The organism is Agarivorans sp. D1326 (assembly GCF_056958115.1).
On record NZ_JBTWEN010000008.1, the window covers coordinates 85,827 to 97,812 of the forward strand.

Consider the following 11,986-nt stretch of genomic DNA (forward strand, 5'->3'; position numbering starts at 1 on the left):
TAGCTAAAAGTGTAACGCACCTTTCAGAAAGGCCAATAGCACTACAATATGCCAATAAAATGAATAAGGCTTTCATAACAGCAAATATGCGCTAGGACACAGTTATAGACAATAACCACCCATAAAAAGTGACTAAATTCATAAGAACCACTCTAATTGATAAAAATATAACCATGGTGAATAACTAGCCTTGCTAGACATTTAAGGGACTAATTAGGTTTACTTGTGAGTTATCAACAACCCAGTGCAATTGCTCCTAGAAAATTGCAATTATCAGCATCGTCTGTAAAGCAACTAGCTATACAGCATCAAGCGGACGAACTCGCGCAACGTTACCAACGTTACTTTCAAGCCAGTATTGCGAGCAATCAGGAAGAGGTAACCAAAATCTATCAATTACGGCATCGCGTTTACTGCGAAGAATTTCAGTTTGAGCCAAGCAATCACCAGCAAATTGAGCGCGATGTTTACGATAGTTATTCCCATTACTGCCGAGTTCAGCACCTTAACTCCGGCTTAGATGCTGGATGCCTAAGAATGGTTAGCCCCAGCAAGCAGCAAAGCATACCTTTGCTAGACACCGGCCAAACAGTGATTAGTCATCAAGAGCTACATCCCGATAATTTTGCTAAAGAGAGCATTTGTGAAGTGTCGCGGGTGGCCCTAGACACTCAGTTTCGTCGCCGCAAAATCGATCTCAAAAATGGCGCTGCGCCAGCTGGAGCGGGTTTAAGCGCATTTAGCCAAAAGGAACTGCGAACCTTTCCCTATATCACTATGAGCTTGTATTTAGCGGCATCAATTGTTGCCGAGCAGTGCGGAATAAAACATGCGTACGTAATGGTTGAGCCCAAACTTGCTCGCAGCCTTTCTATGTTCGGCATTAAAATGACCAGAATTGGGCCAAATATCGATTATCATGGCATCCGCGCGGCTTACCATATTACGGTTGAACGTTTCCAAGAACACTTACCGCTGTTATATCAACCTTTGTTTGAACTAATAAAACAAACGGTCAACCCCAGCCCTGCACTATTAGCGAGCACTAATCAGTTAGATGCAGTGGGCCAGAATAGATAGTTACTTCAGGTATAAACATGCAATAAAAAAGGCAGCCTAGGCTGCCTTTATAAATCTTAGCTCACCTTAAGCTTTAGGCGGGCGAGATGCACGTTTACGCTCATTCTCAGTTAAGTGACGTTTACGAATGCGGATGTTCTCTGGTGTTACTTCTACCAACTCGTCGTCATCAATAAACTCAAGCGCTTGCTCAAGGGTCATTACGATTGGCGGCGTAAGTACTTGCGCTTCATCGGTACCTGATGCACGAACGTTCGTTAGCTGCTTACCTTTCAAACAGTTTACTGTTAAGTCGTTGTCACGAGCGTGAATACCCACAACCTGACCTTCATATACTTCATCAGCATGCTGAGTAAACAAACGGCCACGCTCTTGAAGATTAAACAAGGCGTACGTTAAGGCTTTACCGGTTGCATTAGAAATAAGCACACCATTTTGACGTTGACCAATTACTCCACCTTTGTGTGGACCATAATGATCGAAAGTATGGTAAAGCAGACCAGAACCTGAGGTTAAGGTCATAAACTCGGTTTGGAAACCAATCAAACCACGTGATGGGATCATGAAGTCCATACGAATACGGCCTTTGCCATCTGGCGCCATGTCAGTTAGCTCGCCTTTACGCAAACCAAGCTGCTCCATAATGCTACCTTGATGCTCTTCTTCAACATCAATAGTCACTACTTCATAAGGTTCTTCTAACTGGCCATCTACAGTGCGCAGAATTACTTCTGGGCGAGATACCGCTAGCTCGAAGCCTTCGCGGCGCATGTTTTCAATCAAAATACCTAGGTGTAGCTCACCACGACCAGAAACACGGAACTTATCTGGATCATCAGTCTCTTCAACACGTAGTGCAACGTTATGAACCAACTCTTGTTGTAAACGCTCAAGAATGTTTCGAGAAGTAACGTACTTACCTTCTTTACCAGCAAACGGAGAAGTGTTTACTTGGAAAGTCATGGTTACGGTAGGTTCATCCACTGACAAGGCAGGCAATGCTTCTACATTGGTTTGATCACAAATGGTGTCAGAGATTTTTAACTCGCCTAAACCAGTAATAGCGATGATGTCACCGGCGTTAGCTTCGGTTACTTCATGGCGATCTAGGCCTAAATAACCTAATACTTGACCTACTTTTCCGTTCCGGGTTTTACCATCGGCACCCACAACAGTGATTTGTTGGTTTGGTTTAACACTGCCGCGTGATACACGACCAACACCAATAACACCAACATAAGAGTTGTAATCAAGCTGAGAGATTTGCATTTGCAAACCTTCGCCTTCTTTAGCTTCAGGTGGAGCAACGTTATCAACGATAGCTTGGAACAAAGGTTCCATGTTGTCAGTTTCTACGCCTTCTTCTGAGCTAGCCCAGCCGTTTAACGCAGATGCGTAAACCACTTGGAAATCTAACTGGTCATCGGTAGCACCTAAGTTATCGAACAAATCAAATACTTGGTCCATTACCCAATCAGGACGAGCGCCTGGCTTATCAATTTTGTTGATTACCAGAATAGGTTTTAAACCTTGGGCGAATGCTTTCTGAGTAACAAAACGGGTTTGCGGCATTGGGCCTTCTTGGGCATCTACCAACAACAATACAGAGTCAACCATAGATAAAACACGTTCTACCTCACCACCGAAGTCGGCGTGTCCAGGGGTATCTACGATATTGATGTGGTAATCGTTCCACTCAATCGCCGTGTTTTTTGCCAAAATGGTAATACCACGTTCTTTTTCAAGATCGTTTGAGTCCATTACCCGCTCTTCAGCATCACCACGCGTTTGTAGGGTTCCAGATTGCTGCAGTAATTTGTCTACCAGGGTAGTTTTCCCGTGGTCTACGTGAGCAATAATGGCGATGTTTCTTAACTTATCTAGCACGGCTTTCAGCCCTTTTTATTGTGAGGTAAAAGTAAAAAGTGCGCCATTGTACATATAAACGGCAAATTCTCATAGTTTTAAGTTGATCACGGTTTTTCCGCTACCCAATTAGGGTATGATAGCTAAGGCCAAAAACTCACTGCACCAAAATGGACAAGAATGGCACCAACAAAGTGCAAAGCTCTGCACTAAATTGATGCCTAATCAATTTTTAGCCATTAAAATCAGCACCTTATGTGTTGGCATAGTTTTAGCTTGATGCAACACAACCACGATTATTCGTATAAATAACTATTAAATCGATTGAACCATCAATTTTGATGACACTGGAGGTTAAAAACATGTCTGCAGAAGTTTTAGCTTTGCTTAAAGAGCAAGAAGTTAAATTTGTTGACCTACGCTTTACTGATACTAAAGGTAAAGAGCAACACGTATCTATTCCATCTCACCAAGTTGACGAAGATTTCTTCTCAGACGGTAAAATGTTTGATGGCTCTTCAATCTCAGGTTGGAAAGGCATTAACGAATCAGACATGGTATTGATGCCTGATCCAGCTACTGCTGTATTAGACCCATTCACAGAAGAAGTTACACTAAACATCCGTTGTGATATTCTAGAGCCTTCTACAATGCAAGGTTACGACCGTGACCCACGTTCTGTAGCTAAGCGTGCTGAAGAGTACATGCGTTCTACTGGTATTGCTGACGCAGCATACTTTGGTCCAGAGCCAGAGTTCTTCTTGTTTGACGATGTTAAATACAAAACTGACATGTCAGGTTCTATGTACAAAATTGATGCTGATGAAGCATCTTGGAACTCAGACAAGCACTTCGAAGACGGCAACACTGGTCACCGTCCTGGCGTTAAAGGCGGTTACTTCCCAGTAGCTCCAGTTGATTCTTCACAAGACCTTCGCTCAGCAATGTGTCTAGTTCTTGAAGAAATGGGTCAAACTGTTGAAGCTCACCACCACGAAGTAGCTACAGCTGGTCAGAACGAAATCGCAACTAAATTCAACTCTATCGTTGAAAAAGCCGATGAAACTCAGGTTCTTAAGTATGTTGTTCATAACGTAGCTCACGCTTACGGTAAAACAGCAACCTTTATGCCTAAGCCAGTTGTTGGTGATAACGGTAGCGGTATGCACGTTCACCAATCAATTTGGAAAGACGGCGAAAACTTATTTGCTGGCGACCTATACGGCGGCCTATCTGAAACTGCATTGTTCTACATTGGCGGTATCATCAAGCACGCTAAAGCTATTAATGCTTTTGCTAACGCTTCAACTAACTCTTACAAGCGTTTGGTACCAGGCTTCGAAGCACCAGTTATGCTAGCTTACTCAGCGCGTAACCGTTCAGCGTCTATTCGTATCCCAGTAGTACCATCGCCTAAAGCGCGTCGTATTGAAGTACGTTTTGCGGATCCAACAGCCAACCCATACTTAGCATTCTCTGCAATGTTGATGGCTGGCCTTGACGGAATCAAAAACAAAATCCACCCTGGCGACGCTATGGACAAGGATTTATACGACCTACCTGCAGAAGAAGCGGCTGAAATTCCACAAGTGGCAACTTCACTTGAAAATGCACTAGCGAACCTAGATGCTGACCGTGAATTCTTAACTGCTGGCGGCGTATTCAGCAACGATTACATCGATTCTTACATCGCATTGAAATCTGCTGACGTTGAGCGCATCAACATGACAACTCACCCACTTGAGTTCGAATTGTACTACAGCGTATAAACAAAACGTTACACGGCTTAAAAAACCCGCTTTAAAGCGGGTTTTTTTATTGCTTTTCAATACGTTTTTGCCCACCTTTAGCAAGTTGAATGGAGGAATTATCAATGAGCAAATGGTTTGCTATAGCTTTATTAATCAGTGGCGCAGTCTTTGGTACCCAAGCTGCTGACAAAATTTATCAATGGGTTGATCAGGATGGTGTAACGCATTTCTCAGACCGCCCTCAAGTTGGCGCCACTGAACTCAAGGTAGATGTTGCTCCTCCGGCCACTGACGGCCCCATTGTGACACCGCGTACCCCACTGAAAAAGAAACAAAAGCCTATTCAGTATCAAGTTAACATCACTAGCCCGAGCCATGAGCAAACCATTCGAGATAACGAAGGCAAAATCTCAATCAGTGCTAGCTCTACCCCGCTTCCCTTAAACAGCATGGGCTACAAATTGGTGCTTGATGGCGTACCACAGGGGCAAATCACTAAAATGGGTAGCTTCCAGCTCACCAACATTGATCGCGGCGCCCATACAATTCAGGTGCAGCTAGTTGATGATTCAGGCAAGGAAATTGCATCGTCTAAGCCCATAACCGTATTCTTGCACCGCGCTAACGCATTTGGCGCAGGAGCGGCCTCAGCAGGGGGAGGCTAATTAGTCACTCTCTGCTTTTTGAGGTTAAACTCAGTGCAGGAGCACCAAAATGGTGCGTATCATTCAGGAGAGAGTAGTGTTAGATATTTCTGGGCTCGAGCGCTTAGTATTGGAAAATCAAGTAACGGCCATAGTGCTGCTTGATGCAGAGCTAAAGATTCAATACGTTAATGCTTCAGCTGAACAACTACTCGGTCAAAGCGCTAAGCGGCTTATTGATGAGCCGCTGGCCACCCAAGTAAAACATAGCTCACTGGACCTCAGTAAACTGGGCACCGTATGTAGCTCTGGGCAAAGTTTTACCGATAATGAAGTGACATTGGTTTTCGATAGTCATCATGCGTTGGTTGAGCTATCTGCTACACGAATCAACAACCAAAACCAAAATTTGCTGATGCTGGAAATGCGCGCCATCGGCCAGCAAAAGAAGATCTCTCAAGAACTTTATCAACACGCCCAGCAACAAGCAGCGAAAGAACTGGTTCGCGGCTTAGCTCATGAAATTAAAAACCCGCTTGGTGGTTTGCGTGGCGCAGCGCAGTTGCTAGAAAAAGAGTTAGTTAACCCAGAACTGAAAGAATTCACCGGCATTATTATTGAGCAAGCTGACCGCTTAAGAAAGCTAGTTGATCGTTTGCTTGGCCCTCAGCGTCCAGGCTTGCATGAACTGCACAATGTGCATTCAGTACTCGAAAAAGTACGCCAGCTGGTTAAGCTTGATCTACCAGAAGGCATTAGCGTTGAGCGCGACTACGACCCTAGCATTCCAGATTTTGAGATGGACCATGAGCAACTGCTTCAGGCTTTCCTCAATATTGTTCAAAATGCGGTTCAAGCCTTGGGTGAAAAAGGCGGGAGTATCAACATTATTACCCGTACCGCTCATCAAGCAACAATTGCCGGCCAGCGCTTTAAATTGGCTGCAGAAATCAGAATTATCGACAATGGACCAGGCATTCCAACCGAACTGCTCGATACCCTATTCTATCCAATGGTAACAGGGCGCGAAGGTGGTACCGGTTTAGGATTGTCTATTGCACAAAATTTAATTAATCAGCATAAAGGGAAGATTGAATGTGCCAGTTGGCCAGGTCATACCGAATTTACCATTCACCTTCCTCTCAGACGTTAAGGAAGTACTAACATGGCAGCAACAATATGGGTCGTTGATGACGACAGCTCCATTCGGTGGGTGTTAGAAAAAGCGTTAAAGACTGCAGGTTACGATTGCTTGAGTTTCGCCGACGGTGAAATGATGCTTCAGCAGTTAGATTATGAACAGCCCGACGTAGTGATCTCAGACATTCGCATGCCTGGTATGGACGGTTTGAGCTTATTGGAAAAGATCCAAAGCCATTTCCCTGAGATGCCGGTTATTATTATGACCGCCCACTCAGACCTAGATAGTGCAGTAAACGCTTACCAGCGCGGCGCTTTTGAATACTTACCTAAGCCCTTTGATATCGATGAAGCAGTGGCTCTAACCGAGCGCGCAGTAACGGTTTCTCGTGAACAAAAAGGCAATAAAGCAAATAACAAACCTAGCTCGCCAGCACCAGAAATCATCGGCGAAGCGCCTGCTATGCAGGAAGTCTTTCGCGCCATAGGGCGCTTATCTCGCTCAAGTATTTCGGTGCTGATTAACGGACAATCAGGTACCGGTAAAGAGTTGGTAGCCCACGCTTTACATAAACATAGCCCTCGCGCCAGCGGAAGTTTTATTGCGTTAAACATGGCGGCTATTCCAAAAGATCTTATTGAATCAGAGCTATTTGGCCACGAAAAAGGCGCGTTTACTGGCGCCAACAACATCCGCCATGGCCGTTTTGAGCAAGCCAATGGTGGTACCTTGTTTTTGGATGAAATTGGCGATATGCCGCTGGATATTCAAACCCGCTTGTTGCGTGTTCTGGCCGATGGGCAGTTCTATCGCGTAGGTGGCCACTCACCAGTGCAAGTTGATGTACGAATCATCGCAGCTACCCACCAAAATCTTGAGAAAAAAGTGGCCGAAGGCGACTTCCGCGAAGACTTATTCCACCGCCTAAACGTAATTCGTATTCACTTGCCGTCATTATGTGAGCGCCGTGAAGACATTCCGGCTTTAGCTAAGCACTTCTTAGAAATAGCCGCAAAAGAATTAAATGTAGAAAGCAAATTACTGCACAAAGATACTCAACGCTTTATGATGCAGTTAGCGTGGCCAGGTAACGTTAGACAACTAGAAAACGTTTGTCGTTGGTTAACGGTAATGGCCAGTGGCCAAGAGGTGCTGCCAGCGGACCTTCCACCAGAATTGAGCCAACCAGTAGTGGCAGAAACAGGCGAGACAGCCGATGCCAATTGGCGTTCGCTGTTAAAAAGCTGGGTTTCTCAACAGTTAGTCTCCGGCCAAATAGACATTCTTGGTGAAGCAATGCCTGACTTTGAGCGAATCATGCTAACTACCGCCTTAGAGCATACTCACGGTCATAAACAAGAAGCTGCTAGGCTTCTGGGCTGGGGGCGCAATACTCTCACCCGCAAACTTAAAGAGCTAGACGTAGAAGCCTAGAACACGACGAGCAGCAAAAAGGAGAACAATGAGTTCTCCTTTTTTGTATGAACGCTACAACTATCGATGTTGTTAAGCCTCCACCAGAGGCGCGCTTTTATAACTGCAGGATTTTTGCGGACAAACTTCTCGCTTACCAGCTGCTGTTTTCTTAATGACTAATAACTTCCAACCACAATCCGGGCAAGGCTTGGCGATAGGCTGGTCATTCACTGCATAGGAGCATTTAGGGTAAGCGTTGCAGGCATAAAACGTTTTACCATAGCGGGATTGTCTCGCGGCTAGCTTCCCCTTATTGCATGATGGGCAGTTTATTTCAGGCGTGCTTTGTGCCTGCGGTTGAGCCGATTCAATATGCTGACAGCTAGGAAATGCACTACATCCAATGAACATGCCGTAACGCCCTTGGCGCAGCATTAACTCTTCACCGCATTCTGGACACTCAGTCCCAGGCAGTACTTTATCCAAAGAATGATCTTGCTGGTGCAAAGCTCGGCTATAGCCGCAGCTCGGATACTGGCTGCAGCCTAAAAAGGGACCTGATTTACTATTTCGATGCTGCAGTTCACCACCGCATTTAGGACAAACATCGTATTCTTTTTCTAAGGCGTGTTCGTGGGCAGAAAATAACTTTGGATCTATCTTTGACATGCTGACACCTCGTTAAACTTTGCTAAGCATAACAAAATGGCGCGAATAGGCTATTGATTCGACGCAAGCGCAGCCTTTATCGAAGCAATAATTGGTGCACAGCCCTGATGGCAGCGCACCTTTTATCGTTGAGTCAGAGTTTAATGCAGCGGACCATCACCCAAATCGAATAATAACTCTTCCATTTGCTGATAAGCCGACTCACTGCCTGGAACATTAAATAGCACCATTAAAATGACCCATTTTAAATCTTCCAGTTCTAACTCTGGTCCATCAAGTTCCATTACGCGGTCAATTACCATTTCGCGAGTTTCCGCGTTAAGTACCTTCATCTGCTCTAAGAACAGTAAAAAGCCTCGGCACGGTACGTCCAACTTGGCAATTTCTGGTGCGGTATACACCCGTAATGAGGGAATCTCAGAAGGATTTAAATAAGGCTGTTTGTCGCTATCTTGCAAAGCTGCAAGCTGCTCCAACCAATCTAGTGCCTTATAGATTTCTTCTTTATGAAACCCTGCGCGACTGAGCTCTTCTGTAAGCTCATCGTGATCCATCAACAGCTCTACATCACTATGAATGTAGGTTTCGAACAGATACATGAGGATATCAAACATAGTTAGTTCCTCCTCAGCTTGACGTAACCACCTGGCACAACGGCCACAACACCCAATATCTCTAACTCAGTTAACTGAGCCAGTACAGCATCAACAGGTTGTTGAGTGCTTAAGACTAAATCATCAATTGTTGTAGTCTCATAAGCTACGTTATCCAACAATTGTCGATAAGGCAAATCTTGTTCTTGCATATTTTGCTCCACCGCATACAACGGCAAAGCTGATTGCCCAGAAAAAACACCCAACTCTTCTATTATATCGACCGGACAAGTCACCAATTTAGCTCCTTGTTGAATCAAATGATGACAACCGGCATGCAAGGGGTCATCAATAGAACCCGGCATGGCAAATACATCACGGCCTTGTTCAGCGGCGTAATTCGCAGTGAGTAAGGAGCCACTGGGAAACCCCGCTTGCACCACTAAGGTTGCTAAACTTAAGCCACTAATAATGCGATTACGTCTTGGAAAATGATTGGCTTTGGCGGCGGTACCGGGCCAAAACTCGCTCACAATTGCACCCTGTTCACTGATTTGATGCGCTAGCGCCTGATGACGCTTTGGATATACCCTATCTAAACCCGTTGCCACAACCGCAATAGTGGCATCAGCTTTAGCTAACAGCGCCCCTTTGTGAGCGGCAGCATCAATTCCCAACGCCATACCGCTAGTAATGGTGATCCCTTGCTCTGCAAGTTGCTGAGCAAAACGCTTGGCATGATTTAAACCCGAAACGCTAGCATGACGACTACCTACTATTGCTAGCTGAGGTTTATCTAACAGTGCGGGATTACCACGCACAAATAGCAACAGAGGAGGACGTTGGATATTGCGTAAGCATTCCGGGTAGCGTGGGTCAAAACACCCCAATAAGTGGCAATCGTCTTGTTCAAGCCAGGTTAGTGCTTGTTCAATGCGTGCTTGTTTGGGTTGCAGTAGTGCAGAAATTTGCGGAGGGCTAAATTGCCAAGCAGCCAATTGGCTGGCATCAGCAGCAAATAACTGCTCGACACTGCATTGGCTTAAAGCAGCTTGCAAACGTGCCATCGAGAAACGGGGCACGCCTGCAAGTTTAAGATATTGAACTACCGATAAATTCGGTAGCAACTATAGGTTCTCCACCAAATAGTGTGGGCGAAGAATGACCTTGCTATCGGTAATAATCGCGTAGCTCAATTTCTCATAGCTCTTAAATACCATCAGCTCACCCACTTTCTCGTTAGGCAGCGATACGCGCTCGTCATCGCTATTAAAGGCACGGTCGAAGTGATTAGCGGTTTCTTCGTAAGACTTACGCCTTACTTTATCAATCATCACTTTCCCAGGCTGCGCCACGGCAAACATATCGCCAGGGGCCACGTTATCGCGAGTACCTTTGTTTATCACCACTACATCGTAACGGCTCATTACTGAGGTATCAGTTGCAGCAGAAAGAATGTAGCCACTACTTTCCAACTGTTTGTTATTTGGAATGAAATAAGCAGGCAAACGATCTTGGTCTGGTAGCTCCAGCATAATATCGCCTTGGCGAATTTCTTTTAATACCTGCGTCACCTTAAACTGAGTGATGTTGTCTTCATGCTGACGCTCAGACACTCCAACGCCAATAAAGTTAAGCACCTGGCCTAGTTCTTCTTTAGTTTCCGGATCATAATATTTGTCCGCAACGCGATATATTCCGTAGTACTGGCCTGGCTTAGTTTCGCCACGAGCATACATTGCACGGCCAATGGCAATACGCGACTGCGCATCATTGTCACCAAGCACATAAGGTGCGCCTTTCAGCATATCTTCATCGGCAATATGGTCATGTGATAAAAATGCGCTAATTGAGGCCAGTGGCACCGTAGGAATAGGGCTCGCCTTTTCTTCAATGCGTGCCTTAGGCGTGACTTTTACAATACGCTTACGCACTAAACGAGGCTCACCGTCTTCATAAACTAACGATAAGCGATCACCTGGGTAAATCAGGTGCGGATTCTCAACTTGTGGGTTGTATTGCCACAAGCGCGGCCAAAGCCACGGAGAATGTAAATACAAGGCTGAGATATCCCATAAGGTATCGCCTTTTTTCACAACATAGACTTCGGGAAAATCCTCCTTTAGTTTCAGTGTGTCAGCAATAGCACCTCCCACTAAAAACAACAAAGAGGCCCAAAGCCAAACTAATTTTTTCCCTTTCATAGTGTCTCCCAGCGACATCCCTATATCCAAAGCTGTTTTTTAGTCACATAAATGACTAGAATTACCGACAATCTACCAAAACCTGATTGAAGACAGAAGTTATGGCTGTACTTGAAGTATTGCGTTTTCCTGATGAACGCCTGCGTACTATAGCGCAACCCGTTAATAATATTGACGATAAAGTTAAAACTATAATCGAAAACATGTTTGAAACCATGTATCAAGAGGAAGGAGTTGGCCTAGCTGCGACACAGGTCAACATTCACCAGCAAATTGTAGTGATTGACGTATCAGATACGCGAGATCAACGACTTGCGTTAATTAATCCTGAAATCATCGAAACCGATGGCGAAGCATTAAATGAAGAAGGTTGTTTATCGGTTCCTGAATATCGTGCCCAAGTGCCAAGAGCAGAAAAAATCAAAGTGAAATCTTTGGATGCCGACGGTAACGAGCAGATATTTGAGGCTGAAGGCCTACTGGCTATTTGTGTGCAACACGAACTAGACCACTTAAAAGGTAAATTGTTTATCGATTACTTGTCGCCTCTTAAGCGCCAACGAGTAAAAACCAAACTCGAAAAACTTGCTCGTCGCAAGTAAGCAACCACAAAGGTACAACA

The 11,986-nt window shown here is 45.0% G+C and carries 11 protein-coding genes; 6 read left to right on the forward strand and 5 right to left on the reverse strand.

Features of this window, described 5'->3' with window-relative positions; genetic code table 11:
- Positions 1-225: 225 nt before the first annotated feature.
- Positions 226-1,080 (forward strand): PEP-CTERM/exosortase system-associated acyltransferase, encoded by an 855-nt coding sequence (locus tag ACYFDN_RS15590; RefSeq protein WP_483511846.1) that lies wholly within the window; start codon positions 226-228, stop codon positions 1,078-1,080.
- 66 nt (positions 1,081-1,146) lie between these two features.
- Here the strand turns inward: ACYFDN_RS15590 and typA are convergent, their stop codons facing one another.
- Complete coding sequence (typA, locus tag ACYFDN_RS15595) at positions 1,147-2,967, reverse strand: translational GTPase TypA (RefSeq protein WP_016399893.1); 1,821 nt, start codon at positions 2,965-2,967, stop codon at positions 1,147-1,149.
- A gap of 341 nt (positions 2,968-3,308) precedes the next feature.
- Between typA and glnA the strand changes: the two genes are divergently transcribed.
- The 4 genes from glnA to glnG all read left to right on the forward strand — a co-directional run bounded on the left by glnA (position 3,309) and on the right by glnG (position 7,916).
- The gene (gene glnA, locus ACYFDN_RS15600) at positions 3,309-4,715 is read left to right on the forward strand and encodes a glutamate--ammonia ligase (protein ID WP_016399894.1); all 1,407 of its coding nucleotides are present in this window, start codon (positions 3,309-3,311) and stop codon (positions 4,713-4,715) included.
- A gap of 104 nt (positions 4,716-4,819) precedes the next feature.
- Entirely contained in the window at positions 4,820-5,362 is a 543-nt protein-coding gene (locus tag ACYFDN_RS15605) for a DUF4124 domain-containing protein (protein WP_483511848.1), read from the forward strand.
- Positions 5,363-5,411: 49 nt separating this feature from the next.
- The gene (glnL, locus tag ACYFDN_RS15610; RefSeq protein WP_016399896.1) at positions 5,412-6,494 is read left to right on the forward strand and encodes a nitrogen regulation protein NR(II); all 1,083 of its coding nucleotides are present in this window, start codon (positions 5,412-5,414) and stop codon (positions 6,492-6,494) included.
- A 12-nt stretch (positions 6,495-6,506) separates the two neighbouring features.
- Positions 6,507-7,916, forward strand: a complete 1,410-nt coding sequence (gene glnG, locus ACYFDN_RS15615; RefSeq protein ID WP_016399897.1) for a nitrogen regulation protein NR(I) — start codon at positions 6,507-6,509, stop codon at positions 7,914-7,916.
- Between the two features lie 72 nt (positions 7,917-7,988).
- Here glnG and ACYFDN_RS15620 read toward each other — a convergent pair whose 3' ends face one another.
- The 4 genes from ACYFDN_RS15620 to ACYFDN_RS15635 form a co-directional block, all read right to left on the reverse strand.
- Positions 7,989-8,567 (reverse strand): DNA topoisomerase family protein, encoded by a 579-nt coding sequence (locus tag ACYFDN_RS15620; protein ID WP_483511850.1) that lies wholly within the window; start codon positions 8,565-8,567, stop codon positions 7,989-7,991.
- Positions 8,568-8,707: 140 nt separating this feature from the next.
- Entirely contained in the window at positions 8,708-9,181 is a 474-nt protein-coding gene (locus tag ACYFDN_RS15625) for a DUF494 family protein (RefSeq protein WP_016399899.1), read from the reverse strand.
- Positions 9,182-9,183: 2 nt separating this feature from the next.
- A complete protein-coding gene (gene dprA / locus ACYFDN_RS15630) occupies positions 9,184-10,287 on the reverse strand; it encodes a DNA-processing protein DprA (RefSeq protein ID WP_483511852.1) in 1,104 nt (367 codons plus the stop codon).
- Entirely contained in the window at positions 10,288-11,364 is a 1,077-nt protein-coding gene (locus ACYFDN_RS15635) for a LysM peptidoglycan-binding domain-containing protein (RefSeq protein ID WP_016399901.1), read from the reverse strand.
- Between the two features lie 101 nt (positions 11,365-11,465).
- Here ACYFDN_RS15635 and def point away from each other — a divergent pair, with 101 nt between their 5' ends.
- Positions 11,466-11,966: a peptide deformylase gene (def, locus tag ACYFDN_RS15640; RefSeq protein WP_220719421.1), complete on the forward strand. Its 501-nt coding sequence runs from the start codon at positions 11,466-11,468 to the stop codon at positions 11,964-11,966.
- Positions 11,967-11,986 lie beyond the last annotated feature (20 nt).